This is a genomic window from Tenacibaculum sp. UWU-22, from assembly GCF_041021355.1.
Lineage (GTDB): Bacteria > Bacteroidota > Bacteroidia > Flavobacteriales > Flavobacteriaceae > Polaribacter.
Map to the genome: position 1 here is coordinate 152,507 of NZ_JBFNGP010000003.1, position 24,120 is coordinate 176,626.

The 24,120-nt window shown below is 31.2% G+C and carries 14 protein-coding genes and 1 riboswitch; of the genes, 4 read left to right on the forward strand and 10 right to left on the reverse strand.

Annotation, left to right across the window (positions count from 1 at the left end):
• The first annotated feature begins 82 nt into the window (after nt 1–82).
• Nucleotides 83–1,936, forward strand: a complete 1,854-nt coding sequence (locus tag AB2B44_RS07240; RefSeq protein ID WP_369048904.1) for a DUF349 domain-containing protein — start codon at nt 83–85, stop codon at nt 1,934–1,936.
• Here AB2B44_RS07240 and AB2B44_RS07245 read toward each other — a convergent pair.
• From AB2B44_RS07245 to porU, 3 genes are all read right to left on the reverse strand, one after another.
• The gene (locus AB2B44_RS07245) at nt 1,930–2,313 is read right to left on the reverse strand and encodes a group III truncated hemoglobin (protein ID WP_369048905.1); all 384 of its coding nucleotides are present in this window, start codon (nt 2,311–2,313) and stop codon (nt 1,930–1,932) included. The two genes, AB2B44_RS07240 and AB2B44_RS07245, sit on opposite strands and share 7 nt — an antisense overlap.
• A 63-nt stretch (nt 2,314–2,376) precedes the next feature.
• Entirely contained in the window at nt 2,377–3,462 is a 1,086-nt protein-coding gene (gene porV, locus AB2B44_RS07250; protein WP_369048906.1) for a type IX secretion system outer membrane channel protein PorV, read from the reverse strand.
• Between the two features lie 37 nt (nt 3,463–3,499).
• Complete coding sequence (porU, locus tag AB2B44_RS07255) at nt 3,500–6,898, reverse strand: type IX secretion system sortase PorU (protein WP_369048907.1); 3,399 nt, start codon at nt 6,896–6,898, stop codon at nt 3,500–3,502.
• Between the two features lie 198 nt (nt 6,899–7,096).
• Here porU and gldJ point away from each other — a divergent pair, with 198 nt between their 5' ends.
• From gldJ to murF, 3 genes are all read left to right on the forward strand, one after another.
• The gene (gene gldJ, locus AB2B44_RS07260; protein ID WP_369048908.1) at nt 7,097–8,806 is read left to right on the forward strand and encodes a gliding motility lipoprotein GldJ; all 1,710 of its coding nucleotides are present in this window, start codon (nt 7,097–7,099) and stop codon (nt 8,804–8,806) included.
• An 88-nt stretch (nt 8,807–8,894) separates the two neighbouring features.
• A riboswitch (cobalamin riboswitch) is annotated at nt 8,895–9,091 on the forward strand.
• 176 nt (nt 9,092–9,267) lie between these two features.
• A complete protein-coding gene (metE, locus tag AB2B44_RS07265) occupies nt 9,268–11,583 on the forward strand; it encodes a 5-methyltetrahydropteroyltriglutamate--homocysteine S-methyltransferase (protein WP_369048909.1) in 2,316 nt (771 codons plus the stop codon).
• A gap of 185 nt (nt 11,584–11,768) precedes the next feature.
• Nucleotides 11,769–13,025, forward strand: coding sequence for a UDP-N-acetylmuramoyl-tripeptide--D-alanyl-D-alanine ligase (murF, locus tag AB2B44_RS07270; protein WP_369048910.1), 1,257 nt, complete (start codon nt 11,769–11,771; stop codon nt 13,023–13,025).
• Here the strand turns inward: murF and AB2B44_RS07275 are convergent.
• The 7 genes from AB2B44_RS07275 to AB2B44_RS07305 all read right to left on the reverse strand — a co-directional run bounded on the left by AB2B44_RS07275 (nt 13,018) and on the right by AB2B44_RS07305 (nt 24,118).
• On the reverse strand, nt 13,018–13,869 hold the full coding sequence (locus AB2B44_RS07275; RefSeq protein WP_369048911.1) for an N-acetylglucosamine kinase: 852 nt from the start codon (nt 13,867–13,869) through the stop codon (nt 13,018–13,020). The genes murF and AB2B44_RS07275 overlap by 8 nt on opposite strands.
• Nucleotides 13,870–14,004: 135 nt before the next feature.
• A complete protein-coding gene (locus tag AB2B44_RS07280; RefSeq protein WP_369048912.1) occupies nt 14,005–15,930 on the reverse strand; it encodes a polysaccharide biosynthesis protein in 1,926 nt (641 codons plus the stop codon).
• Between the two features lie 91 nt (nt 15,931–16,021).
• A complete protein-coding gene (locus AB2B44_RS07285; protein WP_369048913.1) occupies nt 16,022–16,537 on the reverse strand; it encodes a DUF2892 domain-containing protein in 516 nt (171 codons plus the stop codon).
• A 58-nt stretch (nt 16,538–16,595) separates the two neighbouring features.
• Entirely contained in the window at nt 16,596–19,733 is a 3,138-nt protein-coding gene (gene ccsA / locus AB2B44_RS07290; RefSeq protein ID WP_369048914.1) for a cytochrome c biogenesis protein CcsA, read from the reverse strand.
• Nucleotides 19,734–19,834: 101 nt separating this feature from the next.
• A complete protein-coding gene (gene asd / locus AB2B44_RS07295) occupies nt 19,835–20,713 on the reverse strand; it encodes an archaetidylserine decarboxylase (protein ID WP_369048915.1) in 879 nt (292 codons plus the stop codon).
• Between the two features lie 8 nt (nt 20,714–20,721).
• A complete protein-coding gene (gene scpA / locus AB2B44_RS07300; RefSeq protein ID WP_369048916.1) occupies nt 20,722–22,785 on the reverse strand; it encodes a methylmalonyl-CoA mutase in 2,064 nt (687 codons plus the stop codon).
• Nucleotides 22,778–24,118, reverse strand: a complete 1,341-nt coding sequence (locus AB2B44_RS07305; RefSeq protein WP_369048917.1) for a methylmalonyl-CoA mutase subunit beta — start codon at nt 24,116–24,118, stop codon at nt 22,778–22,780. The genes scpA and AB2B44_RS07305 overlap by 8 nt, the downstream gene beginning before the upstream one ends.
• Between the last annotated feature and the right edge of the window lie 2 nt (nt 24,119–24,120).

Sequence of the window (24,120 nt, forward strand, 5' to 3'; positions counted from 1 at the left end):
AGGCTAAAATTAGGCTTTTGTGGTTTTGTTATAATTAGTATCTTTATAGACCAAATATCTAGGAACTTTAAACATTGTAGACATGTTAGATAATACCGAAGAAAATATCGATAAAGTAGAAGGTGAGTTAGCTCAAAATAATGCAGAATCAAATAAAAATGATCAAGCGGTTGAAGAGGTAGAAAACAAAATGGCTGAAGATGCTGAAAAATCAGATGAAAGGCATGAAATACCCATGTTAGATTATAAATCTATGGAGTTAGAAGCCTTAGTTGATGAGTTACAAAAATTACTGCAAAAACACCCTGTTCAACAGCTTAAAGCAAATGTAGATGCTATTAAAAACGCTTTTAATAGTAAGTTTGGAAAATTGTTGGCGGCAAAAAAAGAAGCTTTTTTAGCAGAAGGTGGAGATTCAATCGATTTTCAATTTTCAAGCCCTATAAAAACAACGTATAATAAACTTCTTGGGCAATATAAAGTTAATAGAGAAACGTATTACTCGCAATTAGAAAAACAACTAAAAGAAAATTTAGAAAAAAGAAATCGAGTTATTAATGAGTTAAAAGATTTAATAGAAAAGGCTGATACCAAAACTATGTATAATGATTTTAAAGCATTACAAACTCGTTGGAGAGCTATTGGCGCTGTGCCTAGAACTAAATATAACGATACTTGGAAAACGTATCATCATCATGTAGAGCGATTTTATGATTTGTTGCATTTAAGTAAAGATTTTAGAGAACTTGATTTTAAACATAACTTAGAAGAAAAATTAAAGCTCATTAAACAAGCAGAAGACTTGGTAAATGAAGAAGATGTTAATGTGGCTTTTAAACAATTACAAGAATTACATCGTGTTTGGAAAGAAGATATAGGGCCTGTTGATAAAGAATATCGTGAAGATATTTGGAATAAATTTAGTGAAATAACCAAAAAAATTCATGATAGTCGTCACGATTATTTTCGGTCACTACGTTCTAAACATCAAGAAATTATTGATGCTAAATTAGCGGTGGTTGAAGAAATTAAAAACTATAATTATACAAGTAATAAAACCCATAGTGATTGGCAAAAAAGTATTAATGAGATAGAAAATTTACGCAAAAAATATTTTAATGCAGGTAAATTACCTCATCACAAAAGTGAAGCTGTTTGGCAAGAGTTTAAATCGGCTACGAATAAATTTAATTCAGCAAAAAATAACTTTTATAGAAACGAAAAAAATCAAAAAAATGATAATTTAAAGAAAAAGATGGAGTTAGTAGAATTGGCAGAAAGTTTAAAAGATAATGAAAACTGGGAAGAAACTACTAATGTAATGAAGCGTATTCAGGCTGATTGGAAAAGGATAGGGAACGTTCCGCGTAAATTTTCTGATGATATATGGAAACGATTTAAAGAGGCTTGTAATTTTTATTTTGATAGATTACATGCTCGTAAAGACGAGTTAAATCAAGAACAACAAGAAGTTGTAAATGCTAAGAAAGAATTTTTAGAGAAATTTAAAGCATCAGAAGGTAAAGCTACACTAGAACAAATAGAAGAAACAATAGCTCAGTGGAAAGAATTAGGTAAATTACCTCGAAATTCACGCCACATAGACGGTAAATTTAACAAAGAAGTTGAGGTAAAGTTAGAAGAGCTAAATCTTGGAAAAGAAGAAATAGCAATGATAAAGTTTAAAAATATAATAGATGCTTACGCAGCTGAAGAGGATTATAGAAAATTAGATAACGAGCAACAATTTATTCGTAAAAAAATTGATGAGGCTGTGCGAGAAATACAACAATTAGAAAATAATTTGAGTTTTATTTCAAATGCTTCAAAAGAAAATCCGTTAGTTAAAAATGTGCATGCAGATATTAATAGGTTTAAAGAAAGCTTAGACTTATGGCAACTAAAATTAGACTATTTAAAAAAGTTAGATTATTGATTGTAAACATTCATTTTTAATTGCATTACCGTTGCAATAGATTGTGCTCTAATTTTCATGTTTCTGGCATTGGCGCCTTCAAAAAAAGTATCTATAGTGTTGTTAAGGTATTTTAGCCAAATTGCAAAATGCTCTTTTTTAAAGCTAATAAAAGCACCTTTATCTATGTGCTTTTGCATTGTGTTATTTTTGTATGTATTGGTGTGAAATAGTATATCACACCAAAAATCCGTAATTATTTCGAAATGATTTTCAAGGGCGCTGTTTTCTACAATATCCTCAAAAAAAGGAAACATAAGTACATCATCTAATAATTTATCGTAAAACTTAATAATAATAAATTTTACATCTTCTCGAGTGGTAATGTCTGACTTCATTTTTTAAGATATTAACTAATAAACTAAGTTTAGTTTCTGTGAAACTTGGGTTTTATCTGATTATTAAAAATCATCATAAATTTGTCCTAAATCGAAGGCTAATGAGAAACGTAAGGTATTTTCTAGTGGGTTGTTAATATCTGAAGCATTAATTAAATACGATAAATCTAAAGAAAATGCCCGAGCTTCAAAACCTGCACCTAATGTAAAAAACTGACGATTTCCATAGTCTTTACTTTCGTTAAAATATCCTGTTCGAATAGAAAAAGCTTTGTTGTATTTGTATTCAGCACCTAATGCCCATGTAATTTCTTTTAGTTCTTGACTAAAACTACTATCGCCAAAAGAAGTAAAAATGCCTTCAAACCAACCGTCGGTAGAGTTTGGGTCAGACGGAACTAATAATTTAGTAAATTCTAAATTTACACCTAAGGTATTAAAATTATCTAAAATAAAATCAAAACCACCTCCAAGCTTTAAGTTTGTAGGGATAAAATTTTCGACACCAGGAGTATAAGAAATTTTTGGACCTATGTTAGCAATATTAAATCCTATTCGATATCTGCCGTCAAAATCACCATAACTTTCTTTAGGTGATTGGTAATACCCAGATATATCAACAGCGAAAGAGTTTGCTGCGTTTAAATTATCAGAAATATCTAAATTAGAATAAATGTATTTTAGACCAATTCCCATAGAAAAAGTTTCGCTTAATTTTAACGAGTACACTCCTGTAAGAGCAAATTCACTTGGGTTTTCGGTTCCTTCGCTCCCCCCTAAAGCATCAGTTAATTCTACTTCTCCTAAAGAAAAATATTTAAAATCTACAGCCCATGCTTGGTTTTCTTTAAATCGGTTAATGTAAGAGGCACCACCAATAAAAATATCGTTGGTTAAATTGCGTAGCCAAGGGGTATAATTTAAACCAATATTAATTTGATTTTCGCTAAAGGCAGTTTTTGCAGGGTTGTGAAAAACCGAAAATGCATCAGCAGAAGTTGCGGCACCTATATCTGCCATTCCACCAGCTCTAGCATCAGTGCTAATTAACAAAAAAGGGGCGGCAGTAGTAATTGTGTTTGAAGAGTTTTGCGCTTGAATTACTATAGTAACAAATGCAAAAAAGAATGTGAGTATTGTGTTTTTCATGTTTTTTGAATGATAAGTTTGTAAAGGTATAACTTTATTAAAGAATTACCAGTTTTTCATATTTTTCAGAAACTAGATTATTAGTGCTTGCGGTTACTTTTAATTTATATACGTAAACCCCTTTTGCTATTTTATTGCCAAAATCGTCTAAACCATTCCAGGTTATACTTCTAGATAAATTACCAGCAGTTTGTATGTTTTTATTAATTGTTTTTATCAGTTTTCCTGAAACGGTAAATATTTGTATTTGAACTTCTAAGGGTTCGTTAGGTTTGTTGTGATTAAACCAAAATTCGGTATAATTTACAAACGGGTTTGGATAATTTAACACGTTACTTAGGGTTATACTCGTATTACTAACAACCACAAAGTTTAACGTAGCTTCAGAAGAATTATTGTAGGTATCCCAAGCTTTTAGAGTAATTGTGTGTGGACCGACCGATAAATTTCGTAGGGGATATGAAATTTTTCCTTTGGTAAAATCGTTAAGTTCGGTTTTATAAAAATCGTTAAGTATAATAGGGTTTGTTTGATCGTTATCTATAATAGCAACAATATCATGATCAATTGCCGTTATAGAGGTGTTAATGCCGCTAGAGTCTGCTAAGCTTACAATTAAATTAGGCGATGTGTTTGTGTTGCCACCATCAATAAAAGATTCGTCATTCATAAATAATCTTATTTCAGGACCAATGTTATCTGTTGGTGCATTCGTGTTAATTCCGCCCACAATAATGTCTAAATTTGCTCCTGATTTATCTATTTTTTGATTTTCGGCATAAAAGCTTATTTTTCCTTTTCCGTAAGCTATTTTTATATCTTTAGGCACGATAAAATCAAAATTAAAAGAGCCATTTTTAACCGTTGCCTTTCCGTTAAATAATTTACTTTCTTGTGAGTCGAAAGTCATGTGATACCCTAAATTATTATTGTCTAAAGTTGTTTTATTAATCGGCTTATCGTAAACCGTTGTTGAGAGTGTGCCGTTAAAATTAGATAGCATAACATTGTTGCTGTTAGTGATAATTCCTTCAATACTAATTTTAGAAAGAGCTTTGAGAGTATCTAACGATTGGGTTATATCAACGTTGTTTATTTTTGTTATTTTAATATTTGGCTTTGGAATAGCCAGTTTCATTGCGGGGTCGCCAATATTGTAAATTAAAAATTTTTGTGATGTGTGTGTTTCGTTTTTGGTTTTTAATAAAATTTGAGCAATACTGTAATTTTCGTTGTTAACATCTAAAAGTAATTTAATTAGTTTTTGATTAAATGCTTGTCCTACAGAAATATAAACTTCTCTTGTAGTGGTGATTAAATTAGCAACACCGCCATTTTTTTTCCAAAAAATACGTTCCCCAGCAGTGGTTCTTAAAGGATTATCAAAACGTGTAAAATCGCATGTTACGGTTATAAAAAGTGGAAAGATAGTATTGTTTAAAGAGTTTATTTCATTAATACCTAAAATACGTTCAGCTGCAAGCCCATCTTCTCCACCATGCCCAAAATAATCAATAGCTAAAGTACCTTTTTCAAAAGCATTTAAAATAGCGGTATTAACTTCAGGATAACGCTCGCCACCAGAACTATTTTGTTGTACAAAAGCATCAGAATATATTTTTGAGATATTTAAAATGGGCTTATTTGCCTTAATAGAATCGGCAAGTTTTTCCATTCCTTCTTGTATAGTGTTTTCGCCATTAGTATCGGCATCGTCACTAATTAATGTAATGTTATTTCGCCAATCACCAAAAGAATTTGGATTGTAGTAGCTTAAAATTTTATCAACTACATCCGTTGCTTGTTGAATTGTGTTTACAGGAATTCTAGATGAGGCTACATCTATAGTGTGGTTTGTTTGCATATTTCCTTCGCCGTTTTCTAACATTACATAATAGTCGTCAGTAACATAAGATGAAGCGACAACAAAACTATTACCTTGATTTCTATTGGCAAGATATACAGGAACAATATTGGTGTTGTTGGTTATTCGATCTTTATAATCGTAAGACCCATCTCCAAAAAAACAAACATATTGTAATTTTTTATCAGGAGAAGTATTGGTGTCGTAAATAAATTTCAAAAAATCTCTTATTGCTGTAATATCAGGCGATCCAGAACCAAATTCATTATAAATTTGGTTAAGTAATACTACTTTTGTAGTAAGGTTTGAGTTTTTTTCATGATAGGCTGCTAATCGGGCTGCCTGTGAAGCAAATTTTTGGGTTGTGATAACAATATAATTTAAATCGCGTAATGCATGAAGGTTTTGATTTGAAATTGCCGAATTTTGAAGAACATTAGGCGTTAAAAAATCGTTTTTGCTTACTACAATGTATTCATTTAAATCTCCGCCATTTGCTTTAAATGTAAATAAATTTTGATCAGATTGATTTTGAATATTTTTAGGATTTATAAAATCGGTTATATCCCAAACTTGAAAAATATTATTTGCATTTTGCAAATCAAACTCAACAGTGCCCGAAGCCTCTTTTTGATTAAAACTTCTAAAAGAAAATTGATTATTGTTAACAATTAAGTTTTTTTTGCCAATTATTTCAATATAATCTAAATAGGCTTTTGCAGACGGATTTCCGTTGTTATTATAGTTTATACCAACTTCAATGTTATTAGTAGTGTTGTTAAAATTAGAAGATTGCTCAATAGCATATCCTTGAATTGAAGAACCTGTATCTATTTTTGGAAAAGAAATAGAAAAATTATTAGAACCATTAACCGTAATATTGAGTTTACTACCATAAGTAGAAGAAATTCCTGCCGCACGAACTCTAATTGTACTTGTGGTGTTTGGAGCGAAATTTGGGAATGGAATTTTAAAAACTTTATTGTTTTCAATACTAAAATCTTCACCAAACCAGTCTTGTCCGATAGCATTAATGTTTATAAGCTCTTTTTCGTGAAAAATAAAATCGTCAAATTGCGTAATTTTAGAAGATGCACCGGTGTTAATTACCGTAGCATTGCTAATTCTTTTTCCTACAGTATCGCCTACAGTAATAAAATAATAGGCTTCATCACTATAAATATTTTGTTGGTGGTGTGCGGTATTGTTGGCTGAGTCTATTTTCCAATCATGAGGGCCTTTTCCATAAAATAAAATATAATCGTTGGCGTTAAAAACACCATCATTTTCACCAGCAATATAAATGGCATTTTCTTCTAAATCTTCGTGTCTAAAATCGCTCACGTTATTGGGCAATAATGTCCCGCCATTACCGTATATTTTAATGTTTTTAGGATTAATAGTCGATGGGTCTATTCCTATTTTTTGTAATAAATTATAATCAATTTTAAAAACCCCGGTAGTATCAATAGAAAATTTATACCATTTCCCGCTAGCTAAAACAGATTTTGTAATTTGAGCATTTGCAAAAAAATAAAAAAATAAAAGGTTAAAAACTAAAATTTTTTTCATAATATTACTAAATAACGCCTTTAAAAACGTATTATTTTATTATTTATGGTATATAGTATAATAAAGAAATAAAATAATCGTTAATATTGTTGCGTTAGACTTGGGTACAAGTTTAATAAATTTTCTTGTTTGAAAAGAGAATTATTGTAAATTGCGAAACCTAAAATAGAAAGAAGTTTTTTTAGATAAAATAAAAGCATGAAAAACGTATTAAAATTAGTTTGTTTACTTATTGTTTCAAATGTTGTTTTCACAAGCTGCAAAATGAAAGATGCTAATGAGTCAGCTTTAACAGGATGGAGGTTTAACGATCCTAATTATGGAGGATATTTAAAAGGAGCATACAAAGGTAGTAATATGCCACCTCCTGGCATGGTTTACATTGAAGGAGGTACATTTACCATGGGCTCTGTACAAGATGATGTAATGTATGACTGGAATACTACCCCTAAACAAATGCACATTCGTTCTTTTTTTATGGATGAAACAGAAGTAACCAATGCCGAATATGGATTGTTTGTTCAATATACTAAAGATGTTTATCCACCTAGCGACCCTGCCTATGCACATATTTATGAATCGGTATTACCCGATACATTAGTTTGGCGTAAAGGTTTAGGAAACACTAATTTATTGTCAGAAAGCTATTTTCGTCATCCTGCCTATGCCGATTATCCAGTAGTAGGTGTAAGTTGGATACAAGCAAATAAATACTGTAAATGGCGTACTAATGCTGTTAATTTAAAAAGATTGATAGATAAAGGCGTTATGAAAAATATTTTTAGAGAAGATTCTGTTTCATTTAAAGGGAAAAATAGTTTTGATACCGATTCATATCTAGCCGATCCATATTATTTGTTTGATGGTGATACTTCTAAAGTATATAAAAGAGGATTACCTTCTGTAAGACAAGGAAAAGCAAAGAGAGTTAAAAGAGGTGGTTTTACAGGAAGACAAGTTTCGGAGTCAGATGGTATTTTAGCACAAAAATTTAGATTGCCAACCGAAGCGGAATGGGAGTATGCTGCTAAAGCATTTTTTGAAAATAGAGAATATAATAGTATTCGTGGGCGAAAAAAATACTCTTGGAACGGTAAATACACCCGTAATAGAAATGGGAAAAATAGAGGAGACCAGCTAGCAAACTTTAAGCAAGGAAAAGGAGATTATGCAGGAATAGCAGGTTGGAGTAGTGATGGTTCTGATATTCCAAATAAAGTAGGCTCGTACAAATCAAACGCATTTGGTTTATACGATATGTCAGGTAACGTTGCCGAATGGGTTGCTGATGTGTATAGACCCATAGTAGATTCTGATGCAAATGATTTTAATTATTTTAGAGGTAATGTCTTTACAAAAAAAATGATTAATGAAGATGGAAAAGTAGTTATAGTTGGTGATAATCAAGTGGAGTATGATACCCTAGTAAATGGTAAAATTGTACCAAAAGATTTACCAGGGAGTTTAAAATTTGTACCAGTAACTAAAGATCAAACATTTATGCGACGTAATTATTCAAGGGCAGATAATGTTGATTTGTATGATGGCGATCAAGAATCATCTAAATTTTATGGTGCAGATAAGGGACAACTAACGAGTAGTGAGTCTAGAATGTATAATTCTCCTGAAAGACCTCGTGATGAAGCCGATTCGTTAGGTAATGTAGATAGATATAAATATGATTCAAAAAGAAGAACAACTTTAATAAGTGATAAATCTAGAGTTTTTAAAGGAGGTTCTTGGGCAGATAGAGAGTATTGGTTAGACCCAGCGCAAAGAAGATATTATCCTGAATATATGGCCACTAATTATATTGGTTTTAGATGTGCAACTGATAAACTAGGTCCAATGACTTTTACAAGAGTTAAAAGAAGTACACCTAGATATTCAGTACGTGCTAGAAAATAAATTTTTAAAAATATAATAAAAACAAGTGTTATTTTAAAATAAATAACACTTGTTTTTATTTTTGTCTAAATAAGTTCTTTATATAATTTCTTTATCAACCAGAAAAGGTTTTACTTAACGTAGATTAATAGGGAATCGTGTGTAAATCACGAGCTGTCGCGCAACTGTAAGTAACATACCAAAGGTTTTGCCAAATTATGTAATCCACTATTTCATTTATTGAGATGGGAAGGAGTGGTAAAACTGTTACAAGCCAGGAGACCTGCCTATTCTGAATTGACGGTGCTTTCGCGATTTGAAGTTTATTTGTCAGTTTGATACACTTTTTACTTTCTTAACCTTATAAGGAAGTCTGTTCTTACCAGTGGTGTATTTCTTTCTAAAAACTCATTTCTACAGAGCATTGTGAAGTTGTGAAAAAGAGCTTTTAATTTTTGTTTAACGTGTTAAAATTAAAAGTAATGCAAACACACAATCTTGGCTATCCGCGTATTGGTAGCAACAGAGAGCTCAAAAAAGCCTGTGAGCAGTATTGGTTAGGTAAAATATCAGTAGCAGAACTGATAAAAACAGGAAAACGTATTCGTCAGTACAATTGGCAATTACAAAAAGATGCAGGGGTTGACTTGATTCCATCTAACGATTTTTCGTTCTACGACCAAGTATTAGACATGTCGTTAACTGTAGGAGCAATTCCAAAACGTTATCATGAAGTAATGCTCAATAAAACAAATAACGAACTTGACCTCTATTTTGCTATGGCGAGAGGTTATCAAAAACATGATTTGGATATTACCGCCATGAAAATGACCAAATGGTTTGATACCAATTACCATTATATCGTTCCAGAATTTGATAAAGAGCAAACTTTTAAGTTATTTTCTTCTAAAATTATAAATGAATTTATTGAAGCAAAAGAGGCAGGGTTTAAAACTAAACCAGTATTAATAGGTCCTGTTTCGTATTTACTTTTAGGAAAAGAAAAACAAGAGGGGTTTAATCGATTAGATCTAATCAAAAATCTTTTGCCAGTTTATCTAATCATTTTAAAAAAATTAAAAGAAGAAGGTGTTGAATGGGTTCAGTTTGATGAACCTTTTTTGGCTTTAGATTTAAGTGAAAAAGCAAAAGAAGCTTTTAGTTATGTTTATGCTGAAATTAAAAACACTTTTCCAGAGCTAAAAATTATAATTGCTAATTATTTTGATTCTTTTGGTAATAACTTAGATTTAGCACTTTCGCTTCCTGTAAATATGTTGCATATAGATTTGGTTCGATCTAATACGCAATTAGATGATATTTTAGAAAGCGATAAGTTATCATTAAAAATACAATTATCTCTTGGCGTTGTAGATGGTAGAAATATATGGAAAAATGATTTTAAGCACTCATTATACTTAATTAATAAAGCAATTAATAAAGTTGGAGAAGATAGAATATTTATAGCACCTTCTTGTTCATTACTACATTCTCCTTGCGATTTAGATTCTGAAACTACTTTAAATTCAGAGATAAAACAGTGGCTTGCCTTTGCAAAACAAAAAGTAGATGAAGTGGTAACGTTAAAGAAATTAGTAAATTTTAAAGAAAAAGAAAGTGTTTTAGAAAAATTTAAAGCAAATCAACTTGCTATTGAAAGTCGTAAAACCTCAAAACTTATACATAATAATAAGGTAAAAGAACGTGTGAAAACGATTACAGAGGCAGATATTAATCGAAAAAATGTTTTTAAAAAACGTAAAGAAAAACAGCAAGAAAGGTTGAAGCTTCCATTGTTTCCAACAACCACCATTGGATCATTTCCTCAAACAAAAGAAGTGCGAACATGGAGGTCAAAATTAAAAAAAGGAGAAATTAATAAACAAGAATATGATGAGTTTATAAAAGAGGAAACTAAAAAAGTTATTCGATGGCAAGAACAAATTGGCTTAGATGTTTTGGTACATGGTGAGTTTGAGCGTAATGACATGGTTGAGTATTTTGGAGAGCGATTAGATGGTTTTGTTTTCACAAAAAAAGGATGGGTGCAAAGCTATGGTAGTAGATGTGTAAAACCACCGATTATATATGGAGATATACAACGAACCAAACCAATAACTGTTTATTGGGCAAAATATGCTCAATCACTTACTAAAAAGCATCTAAAAGGTATGTTAACGGGGCCTGTTACTATTTTGCAGTGGTCGTTTGTACGTAACGATCAACCACGCTCAGAAACTTGTACTCAAATAGCTTTAGCAATTCGTGATGAGGTAGTTGATTTAGAGAAAGCAGGAATCAAAATTATTCAAATAGATGAAGCTGCATTACGTGAAGGACTGCCGTTAAGAAAAGCTGATTGGCAAAATTATTTAAATTGGGCAGTTAAAGCATTTCGAATAGCATCTTCAGGTGTTAAAGACGAAACACAAATTCATACGCATATGTGTTATTCTGAATTTAATGATATTATTCAAAATATCGCAAACATGGATGCTGATGTAATTACAATAGAATGTTCTCGTTCGCAAATGGAGTTGTTAGATGCATTTGCTGAATTTAATTATCCAAATGAAATTGGTCCAGGGGTATACGATATTCATTCGCCACGAGTACCGTCAAAAACGGAAATGTTAGCCCTGTTAGAAAAAGCGCAAGCGGTAATTTCTACAGATCAACTTTGGGTAAATCCTGATTGTGGATTAAAAACTCGTCATTGGGAAGAAACCAAAAAAGCATTGATAGAAATGGTAAATGCAGCTATAATATCACGCGAAGAGGCCTTAATAGTGTCATAAATAAGCTAGCCTTGGCAGGTTATCAATATTGAGGATGCCTGCTAAGGTTTGTTTTAAGTTTTTTACCTTTTTACTAATTTAAATAATTAAGATTCTATAAAAAAGTAGTAATTTTAATTTTGTAATCAAAGAGAAGGTTATAAAATAGTGTAATCTTTTTTAAACAATCTTATATTTCTACTTTAATGAATATTGCTGATTTATATAAATTATATAAAAAAAACTTTTTAGTTGATACTGATACGAGAAGCATACAAAAAAACACACTGTTTTTTGCTTTAAAAGGAGCTAATTTTAATGGAAATAAATTTGCCGAAGAAGCCTTAAAAAAAGGCGCTTTATATAGTATTGTTGATGAAAAAAAATATCAAACTTCTGATAACATTATTTTAGTAGATAATGTATTAGAAACTTTACAGCAATTAGCGTTGTATCATCGCCAACAGCTTACTATACCTATTATAGCTTTAACAGGAAGTAATGGCAAAACAACTACTAAAGAATTAATAAATAAGGTTTTAAGTGAAGGTTATAAGACGACTGCAACACAAGGAAATTTAAATAACCATATAGGAGTACCTTTAACATTGTTAACGATAACTCCTGAAACAGAAATAGCAATAATAGAAATGGGGGCAAACCATTTTAAAGAAATTGCTTTTTTATGTGAAATTGCACAACCCGATTATGGGTATATAACTAATTTTGGTAAGGCACACCTTGAAGGTTTTGGAAGTATTGAAGGTGTAATACAGGCTAAATCAGAGTTATATGATTATTTAAAAATAAATAATAAAACAGCTTTTGTAAATACAAACGACCCAATTCAGGTAGAAAAAACAAAAAATAGTACTCGAATTTTATTTGATAAAACAATTACTTTTTTAGAAGTTAATCCGTTCGTAAAACTATCTTTTCAAGATAAAATTATTCAAAGTAATTTAATAGGGAAGTATAATTACCCCAATATGGCAGCAGCTATTACTATTGGTAAGTATTTTAAAATTTCTGCTGAAAAAATAAAGCAGGCTATAGAAAGCTATACTCCGGATAATAATCGTTCACAAATTATAAAAACAAAACGGAATACAATTATTTTAGATGCGTACAATGCTAATCCAACAAGTATGGTAGCTGCGTTAGAAAACTTTAATATGGTATCATCAAAAAATAAAACGGTAATTTTAGGAGATATGTTTGAGCTAGGTGACACAAGCTTAGAAGAACATCAAAAAATAGCGGATTTAGCAAGCTCTTTTAATTTTAACAATCTATTTTTTGTTGGAGAAAATTTTTACAAAACAAAGACTGAAAAACATCAGTTTAAAACATTTGATTTATTGAAAAAGCATTTACAACTGTATCCTATAGAAAATAATCTAATATTAATTAAAGGTTCTAGAGGTATGGCTTTAGAGCGTGTTTTACCACAAATTAGTTAATGTGTTTTCTATGATAATCTAATAAATTATCTATCGGACGCTGTATGATATCTGTAATTTTTAAATTATTTTTTGTAGCTACATCATCTAAAATATCGCTAAAAAAATAGGCAATGGAACCAATGAAATAGATAGGTGTTTTAGCGTCTTTTTTGTAAGGTAAAATACGATATTTAAAAAAATCTTTAAATCCTTTTTTAATGAGTTTACGAATATATTTTTCGTCTTTATAAGCCAACATAAATTTGGCAAAACTTGCTAAATACATGTTGGGGTTTGGTTGTTTGTATAAATTAAATTTGATATTATCTGAGTCTAAATTATATTCTTCATTAAAAGTTTTAGCAATGTTTTTAGGCATTCTTTTATAATAGAAATCACGAATAAGAAGTTTTCCAAAATAATTGCCACTGGCTTCATCCATAATTATATACCCTAACGAAGGAGATATCATTTGCGTGGTTGTTCCGTCAAAATAACAACTGTTAGAGCCTGTTCCTAAGATGCATACAATAGCCGGTTTTTTTTGTGAAGCAGCATATACCGCAGCTAAAAGATCTTCGGCTATTTCTATTTTTGCATTAACAAAAACATCTTGCATTACTTTGTGTAGAATTTTTACGGGCTCAGGAGTGCCACAACCTGCTCCGTAAAAATAAATTTTACTAACCTCATCTTTAATATTGATGAGTTGAAACATATTTATGATTCTATTTTTTAGCTCTTCTTTACTAACTACAGCGGGGTTTAATCCTAATGTGCGGGTTCTAAAAACTTCTTTTTTATTCTTGTCTAAAGCAATCCAATCTACTTTAGTAGACCCTCCGTCTGCAATTAAAATCATAATTTATCAGTTTTAATTTAAGGGAGGCAATCTACATAAACTTTCTTAAAAAAAAGAAATATGTAAGGTTAAAAAACGAAAAGCTTATAAATTTTAAACGCTAATTTAGTTTGATTGTTTACGTGTAAAAACCAATTAAGCTTGTTCTTGTGTTGAGTAGTGTTTTTGATAAACAATATCTAATTCTTCATATTTGGAGTTGTTAGATTTGTATTCAGGCACTATTTCTTTAATTATAGTTACTGTTTTTTTGTTATTATGTTGTCTATTTTCTGCTAAAAGTTCTTCTATCTTAAGCAGTGTATGCTCAACATCAATAGGTTGAGTTTTAGCAATCATAATTTTTTCGTGGTAGGTAGGTTTAGTATTTTCTCCGTTAGCTAGTAATTCTTCGTATAATTTTTCTCCAGGTCTAAGTCCAGTAATTTTAATATTGATATCTTTTGGGTATTGAAGTCCTGATAGTTGAATCATTCTTTTAGCAACATTAAAAATCTTTACAGATTTACCCATGTCGAAAATGTAAATTTCACCACCAATCCCCATAGAACCTGCCTCAAGCGTTAATCTACAAGCTTCAGGTATTGTCATAAAATATCGAGTAATATCTTTGTGAGTAACAGTTAAAGGTCCTCCATTTTTAATTTGTTTTTTAAATAGAGGAATAACCGATCCATTAGATCCTAAAACATTACCAAAACGTGTAGTTGTAAATTTAGTTGATTTATTTTTTTTGCTTAAACAACTAATGTACATTTCGGCAACCCGTTTGGTAGCGCCCATAACATTAGTAGGGTTTACAGCCTTATCTGTTGAAACCATTACAAAGCGTTCTATATTGTATTTAACAGCTAGGTCTGCTATGGTTCTAGTACCGCCTATGTTTACTTTTACAGCTTCATAAGGGCTTTGTTCCATTAAGGGAACATGTTTGTATGCGGCAGCATGAAATACTTTATGAGGTTTAAAATGATTAAAAATCTTTTCCATTCGAACGTTGTCTCTGACGTCAGCAACAATAGAGGTAAAGTTTTTAGTGTTTTTTTGTAGTAATTCTTGCTGTAATTCATATAAATCAGATTCTGCCTGGTCTACTAAAATTAAGTGTTTATGATTGTATAAACTTAATTGCCTAGAAATTTCACTACCAATAGATCCTGCAGCTCCTGTTACTAAAATAACTTTATTATTTACATCTCTTTGTACAATAGGATTGTCAATAGAAATAGGTTCTCTGTCTAATAAATCTTCAATTTTAACCTGTTTTATTTGGTGTGCTTCTAAGTCTCCTTCAATCCATTTAGTAAGTGGAGGTACTATTTTAATTTTAATACCTAATTTCATTAAGTAATCGGTTATTTCTAAAAGCCTAGTAGGTTTTATTTTTTGAATAGAAATAACGACTTCATCAATCTGTTTTTGTTTAATAAATTTACGTGTAATTTGGCTTAATCCATATACCTTTGTTCGGTCAATTTTTTTTCCTATTTTATTTGTGTCATCGTCAATAAAACCGAGTACTTCAAAATTATTTTTAGTATCTCTATTAAGCGCCGCATAACAAATTAATCCTGACTCTCCAGCACCATATATTAAAACATTTGTAATTGCATCTAATTCTGATGAAATAATTTCGTAAAAGGCTTTAAAAATAAACCGACTAATGATTAGTACAAAAGTGGTTATTAAGTAGTGAATGATGATTATTGAAGTAGGAATGTTGATTGGCGGATAAATATGGAAAAATTTATTTAGAGAAACGATAATAAATGTAGAGGCAGAAAAAAGAGTAACCCCAACAAATACATTAAAGGCATCTCGAGTACCAGTATGCCGTATAATTCCTTTGTGAGAACCAACTAATAGAAAGCTAAGTCCTGAAATTAAAATAATAAAAGGGAGCTGATATTTTGCTCTGCTAAAATCGAAATCAAAACTTGCGTTAAATTTTATAGCATAAGCTATAATAAAAGAAAAACACACCAAAATAATATCAACAGATAAAACAGTCCATTTAGAAGCGTATTTGTCTAATGTTTTTAAAAGTAATTTTCTAACCATGTTTATTATAAAATGGTAACCGCTGTAAATCTACGATTTATATAGTGAAGTAGGGAGTGAAATTTAAAAAAATAGGGAAAATCCTCTTTTTTTAAATTTTTTTCATTTGTTGTTTCATCATTTGTATTTGATCTTTTAGCATGCCATGCTTGTCTAGCTTTTTGGCTTCACTAAGAAGATTTGTAGCTTCTCTTTTACGTCGTTTAGTCATGGCTATGCCCGCAAGTTGTAATTTAGCCATGGCTAAATCATGATTCATTGAAAGACCAAGCTTTAGAGCCTTTTTTAAATATTTTTCAGCTTGTGTAATATTAGTTTGCGACAGCATAATACCATGTAAATAGTTATAATAACCTTCTTGTTTTTTAGTTAAAGCTGCAGTAGGGTTTTTAATATAGCTTAACCATTTTTTTGCTCCTTCAAAGTTTTGTTTTCGTAATTGTAAAAAAGCGAGTAAAATAAATTCGTTTTTAAAATAAAAAAGTATAAAAATACCTGTTAGTAGTAAAATACTAATTCCATTTCCAATATGTCCTTTTGTGAATTCGTAAATAGCCCAAATTAAAGTTAAACCTGCTAAAATTAATTTTATATTTTTATTATACATAATTGTTGTTTTCTTTAGAAAGATTGACTGACAAATACAGTTTTATAGATTATATAATTTATAGTTTTTTATAATATTTATTATATTTATATTTTGCTAAAATGCTTAAAATTATCACAAAGGCAATAGAGTAGTAAACTGAGTTTGGTGTTATCACTTTGTCTCCACTTGCATACGAGTGCAACCCAGATAGGTAAAAATTAACGCCAAAATAAGTCATTAAAATAGAAGCATAAGCAATTACAGACCAGATATTAAAAGTAAGCCTTCCTCTTAATCCAGGAACCAAGCGCATGTGTAAAACAAATGCGTATACCATAATAGAAATTAGAGCCCAAGTTTCTTTTGGATCCCAACCCCAATAGCGCCCCCAACTTTCATTAGCCCACATACCACCTAAAAAATTACCTATAGTTAACATAACTAATCCAACGGTTAAAGCCATTTCGTTAATAAGGGTTAGCTCTTTAATATGCAAATCCATTTTTTGTTTATTTGTTTTGGTGGTGGTAATTATTAAAAATAATGACAAAACACCCAATATCATACCTAAACTGAAAGGGCCGTAGCTGGCTACTATAATTGATACATGTATTAATAACCATCCCGAATTTAGTACTGGTTGTAGATTTGCTATTTCTGGGTCTAACCAATTTTGGTGTGCAAAGGCTAAAATAACTGAAACCAAAAATGTAGTGGCTGCAATGGTTAGTGCTGATTTTCGACCTAAGATTAAACCAAATGTCATGGTTGCAAAAGCTACAAAAATAATTGATTCGTAAGCGTTACTCCAAGGGGCATTACCACTAATATACCAACGCATTATTAAACCAATAAAATGAAAAACATACAATATGCCTACGGCTCCAATTAAGGTTTTAATACTGTAGTTTAAAATTTTGTTATTGATGAATATTTGGGTAATTACTAAAATAATTAGCAACAAACCTACAATACCGTATCCGATTGATAAATTGCTAAAAATATTTAGCTTATTATAAGCAATTTCAAAGTCAATTTTTCTTTCAGAAGGAATAACAGCAGAACCAAATTTTCGTTGAAATTTTTTAATACCGTCTAAAACTTTATTGGTTTGTGTATAATCGCCAGATTTTTTTGAAGCATCTAATAATTGTAAATAAACAGGTAATGATTGACGAACAAACACAGAATCTGTTCCTTTAAAACCTGCATTTAAAGTTTCTGGTTGTGACACCCATTTATTGTTTTCGTTATTAGGGATAGGGTATATACGTAAAATACTGCCTCCAATAGCGCTATATAATAAACCAACTCTTCTGTCAATTTTTATAATGTCTTTTTGAAATTTATTTTTTATTTTGCTTTTTTGACCTTCATCAACTAATTCTTTAATCTTGTATACTCCTTCTGAGGTAAAAAAGTCTGATAGTCGAGCATACTTTGCTGTAACGGGTAAGTTAAGTGTTTCGCGAACTTTATCGTCGTTTCTTTCTAAATAGATTATTGGAACTTCAAACCAAACTCTTGGATATTCAACTATAGATAGGTAAACCTGACTAGGTTCCATGCCTTTAAAGTTTTCGGTATGTGCTACTTTTCTAACCAATTCAGAAGCAAAAGTATGGGCGGGTTTCATACGTCCACCAGCATCTTGAATAACTAATCGATTAAATGATTCGGCATGTTTTTTTTGTACAATATTAACCTTTAAAAAACTATCTATTTGTTTGTTAGTAATTTGTTCAAGAGAATGAAAGCTATGTTGTGCCACCCCTATTTTAAAGAAAAAGAAAATAAACACAATGGCAGTTGTAATTTTCTTTTTACGAATTTTTTTTAGTTGATTTTTTAAATCGCTAAAGCGTGTTCCGTTTATAAATAAAGAAACAATTAAACCCAAAAATAATAATCCGTATCCTAGATAGGTGATGGATGTTCCCCAAAAATCGTGATTTACTGATAAGTGTGTTTGTTCTACAGCTTGTCCAGCATTTTGATAACTCGATTGAAAAAATCGATAACCTTTGTAATTTAGAATGTGATTCATGTAAATTTTAAAGTCAAAAGTTTCTTTAGGGGCTATTACTGTAACTTTACTTGAGTATGATGCAGCACTTTCTGATCCTGGATATTTTTCTAATTGAAAATCGTTTAGTTTAATTTTAAAAGGTGTTTCTAGAACTTCAGAACCGTACCAACCTCTAAAATTTAAATTACCCACAGAAAAATATTGAATATTGCTGGTATTGTATTGTTTGCCCACAAAAGCTACTTGTTTGGTTTCTCCGCCAGTAGTAATATCAAAAACGACTACATCATTTTTTTGCTTCTGTTTTTTACCACGAACTGTTTTTAAAATTCCTTTTTCTGCCGGACGTGGAACAACAAATTGTAAGCCATCAATATTATGTAAGGTTAAAAATTGAAAATGTTGGGCAGAATCTTTAACTATTTCGCCTCGTTTTTGGTCAGCCATTCTAAACCAATTACCAGCTACTTTTGACCGTATTTTTAAGTCATTGTTTTCATAGAAAAAATTAATAGAGGCATTGTTGTTGGGTGCATCAAAACCTACTAATATATTATGAATGTTTTCTATTGTTCCTTTTTTTAGATAATGCTCATGTCGAGTTCCGCTAGAGCTTTCTACTAAAAATAAATATTCATCGCCATTTTCATTTTTTATTATTTTTTTTTCTGCCCAAGGAATATAGTCTACCAATTTAAAATCAACTTTTTGTTGTTTAAAGTTAGATGAAAAATTAACAGTGTTTTTTCCTAAGGCTGAAAGCAATAATTTTTGATGAATAGGATTTCGTTGTTCTTTATTATCGTCGATTATAATGTTTAAATAAGTTTTTTCTGATAAAAATTGATTACTAGTTTGCCCTTCGTCTAGAATCATAATTCCTTCGTAACTTATATATCGAGTAATTGCAGCACCTATTATAATTAATAAAAAAGCAATATGAAATAAAAAAACCGACCATTTTTCTTTTCTATACAAGCGGTATCTAAAAATATTGCCAAAAAAATTAATGGCAAAAACGAGTATAATTGCCTCGAACCACCAGGTGTTGTATATGAGTGCTTTTGCAGTTTGAGTGCCGTAATCATTTTCAATAAAAGTAGCAATGCCCATTGCAGCACCAAAAATAAGGAATAAAATAGCAGTTAATCGAGTTGAATATAGAACGTTAAAAACTTTTTTCATGAATACTTTGCATTGGTGAAAAATCTGCGCAAAGTTACAGATTAATAGTTGAATTTTTGAAGATAATATTGATTATTATTACCTAAAAAAGGGAGGTAGTATTAAACCCCTATTCTTTCACCCATTTTAACAGCAGTTTCTTTTTTGTTTTTAGTATTGGTTAAAATATCGCTATCAATTTTTATTTTGTTTTTATCGATGAGTATTACTATGGTTGAGCCTCCAAAAGCAAAATACCCCATTTCATCACCTTTTTTTACGGTTAAATTAGGGGTGTATGTTTCTATAATGCTACCCACCATAGTAGCACCTATAGCAGCAATAATAAGGTCTCCTTTTTCTTTGGTTGATAAAATACAATATTCACGTTTGTTTTCACAAAATACTTTGGTAAAGTTTGAAACTAAGGCATAAGGAGAAACTGAAAAATAGTCTCCTTTAATTTTTGTTATTTCAGAAGGTGTTCCATTGTAAGGAAAATGATAGCGATGGTAATCGTTTGGAGCTAATCGTAAAATGAGTAATGATGAGTGTTCGTGTTTTTTTGCCAGTTCTTTGTCTGCTAAAAATTCTTCAAGAGTAAATTTTCGTCCTTTGATATAAAAAAAATTAACTTCAGCTACATTTTCAAATGCTAATAATTTTCCGTCACCAGGTGAAACAAATCCGTTTTCGATTGGTCGGCTATTTGGTTTTAGTTTTCGATAAAAAAAATCGTTGAACGAGGTGAATTGAGAAATTGACTTGTAAGACTCATCCATGTTTATACCTAATTTATCTACAAATCCTTTAATTTTTTTTACAGATGAAGGCCTGTTCATCATTTTACCATATCGAGAAGATAATGCCTTACGCTTAGCCATTGGTAATAGTGCTATTTTACCAAATGGATTTTGATATAAGAGTTTTAAAAAGCCTTTTCCTGGGGGATTTTCTGTAATAATTTTACCTGATTTTCTATCGATAAATTGTATAACCATAGTGTTTTTTATTCTTCAATACTATCAATTAAAATAGTTAACATATCAATTGCGGCTTGAGCAATTTTGGTTCCTGGGCCATAAACTCCTGCCACGCCAGCATCAAATAAAAAATGATAGTCTTGTGTAGGAATTACACCACCTACAATAACCATAATATCTTCGCGTCCGTATTTTTTTAATTCAGAAATAACTTGCGGAATTAAAGTTTTATGACCCGCGGCTAGTGAAGAAACACCTAAAATATGAACATCGTTTTCTACAGCCTGTTTAGCGGCTTCTTGCGGGGTTTGAAAAAGAGGGCCTATATCTACATCAAAGCCTAAATCGGCATATCCAGTAGCTACTACTTTAGCGCCTCTGTCGTGTCCATCTTGCCCTAGTTTTGCAATCATAATACGAGGTCTTCGACCTTCTATAACTGAAAATTTATTGGCTAATTCGGTAGCTTTTTTAAATAATTTATCGTCTTTTATTTCTTTACTATACACGCCAGATATGGTTTTATGTACTGCTTTATGTCGTGTAAAAACGCTTTCTAAAGCACTAGAAATTTCGCCTAAGGTAGCTCTTTTTTTAGCAGCTTTTATAGCTAAATCTAATAAATTTCCACTACCTGATTTTGCGCACTTCGTTAAGTCGTTTAAAGCTTTATCAACTTCTGTTTGGTTTCGGTTTTCTTTTAAATTTTTTAATCGATTTATTTGCGATTGCCGAACAGCTTCGTTATCTACTTCTAAGATATGTAAAGGCTCTTGGGTGTCTAATTGATATTTATTAACGCCAACAATGATGTCTTGTCCGCTATCAATTCTTGCTTGCTTTATAGCAGCAGCCTCTTCAATTCGCATTTTTGGAATACCTTTTTCAATTGCTTTTGTCATTCCACCTAATTCGTCAATTTCTTGAATTAAATGCCATGCTTTGTTTGCGATGTCATCTGTTAATTTTTCTAAATAATAGCTTCCCGCCCAAGGATCAACGGTTTTGGTAATAAGGGTTTCTTGTTGCAAATATATTTGGGTGTTTCGAGCAATTCGAGCCGAAAAATCAGTAGGTAATGCAATTGCCTCATCTAATGCGTTAGTGTGTAAACTTTGTGTGCCTCCAAAAGCAGCAGACATGGCTTCAATGGTGGTTCGAGCAACATTATTAAAGGGATCTTGTTCGGTTAAGCTCCAACCGCTGGTTTGACAATGGGTGCGTAAGGCTAATGATTTCGGGTTTTTTGGATTAAATGGTTTAACAATTTTAGCCCACAACATTCTACCTGCGCGCATTTTAGCAATTTCGGTAAAGTGGTTCATGCCTATTGCCCAAAAGAAAGAAAGCCTTGGGGCAAAGCTGTCAATATCCATGCCTACTTCTAATCCTTTTTTAAGGTATTCTAATCCGTCAGCTAGGGTATAGGCTAATTCAATTTCGGGTGTGGCACCTGCTTCTTGCATATGATACCCAGAAATAGAAATTGAATTAAATTTAGGCATATTTATCGAAGTATATTTAAAAATGTCTGCAATAATTTTCATCGACGGAGTTGGGGGGTAGATGTAGGTATTACGCACCATAAATTCTTTTAAAATATCGTTTTGTATGGTGCCAGATAATAGTTTTTCAGAAACGCCTTGTTCTTGAGCAGTTACAATATAAAATGCTAAAATGGGTAAAACGGCTCCGTTCATTGTCATAGAAACCGATATTTTGTCTAAAGGTATTTGGTTGAATAAAATTTTCATGTCTTCAACCGAATCTATAGCTACACCTGCTTTACCCACATCGCCCTGTACTCGTTTATGGTCAGAGTCGTATCCGCGATGTGTGGCTAAATCAAAGGCTACAGATAATCCTTTTTGACCTGCGGCTAAATTTCTACGATAAAAAGCGTTACTTTTTTCGGCAGTAGAAAAACCTGCATATTGCCGAATAGTCCAAGGGCGACGAACATACATAGTCGAGTAAGGACCGCGTAAATAAGGAGCGATACCAGCAACAAAATCTTCATGTCTATAGCTCTTCGGTTTTTCTTTTGGGCTATTTAATATTTCGATATTAGATAAGTTCTTTCTACTCATTTTGTAAACGTTCTTGTTCTGTTTTTTCAGCCAATCGTTGTTCTATGATGGGTTGAATTAGTGTTTTTTGGTTTCGGGTTTTTACAAAAGGATACAACTCTAATTCGTCTTTCATTTTATCTGTTTCGTTTTTAGTTAGGTTTGTGCCTACTAAAATAAGCTCTTGATTGTCAAACTGGTTTTGTTCTTTAGAGGCGGTTTCTGTAATCTTTTTTTGTATTATTCCGCTTTTGAGTTGTTTTAAAAAGCCACCACCATTTTCTATAGATTTAAAAATGGTTAAGGCTTTTTCGGCTAGTTGTTGTGTAATACTTTCTATATAGTATGTTCCGTCAACTATGTATTGAGCATTTTTAAAATCGGTTTCTTCTTGTAAAATTAATAGTTGATTTCGAGCAATTCTTTCACCAAAATCCGATGATTTATGAAAAATGGTATCGTAAGAAAGGTTGCTAATGGTATTGGCTCCTCCTAAAACGGCACTCATACACTCTGTAGTGGTACGAAGCATATTTACGTTATAATCGTATAGGGTTTTGTTGCGTAAACTAGGTTGTGCAAAAATATGAGCCGTTGCCTCAATATTGTATTGGTTTAGTAAAGAGCTCCATAGTACTCTAAAAGCTCTTAGTTTTGCAATTTCAAAAAAATAATTGCTTCCTACAGAAAAATTAAAATAAATCTTATGAGCAACAGAGCTTTTAAAGTGGTTTAAGTATTCGTTGGCATGTGCTAGAGCGTAAGCTAATTGCTGGGTAATGTTTGCTCCTGCATTTTGATATAAATTGGCATTAACGCTAACTGAATTATTTGTTGAGGTTATTATTTTTTCAAGTTCAATATGATCTTCTTTAAGGTTTGTAAACCAGTTTCCTGTTTTTGCCAGATTGCCAATAATATCGATGTTTAAAAAACAGTTTTTTGACGAAATAAATTTTGATAATTCAATACTAAAATCGGCATTTAAAAATTGAAAGGTAAAGTATAGTGTTGTAGATTGTGTATTGATTTGTTTTAAAAGAATTTCAAACTTAAATGGTTTTTTAGCTATGAATTCAATAGCGTTAGCACCATTTTTTAAGGCATTTATGGCTAATGTGTTTGCAATTTTTTCATCATCTATAAAGATAGATTGACAAATGTTAAATGGTTTATTTGTCGAGTTTACAGTTATGTTTGTGCGGTTTTCTTTTGTGTAAAAAGGGTTAATGTCAATCCCTTCGTTAGTTGAGGTTACAAGTGTTTTATGGTAATCGGCACCATTTAAATCAGCTTGTATTTTTTGTTTCCAATGTTTAGGAGAAACAGCATCAAATTCTTCAAACAAATACATGT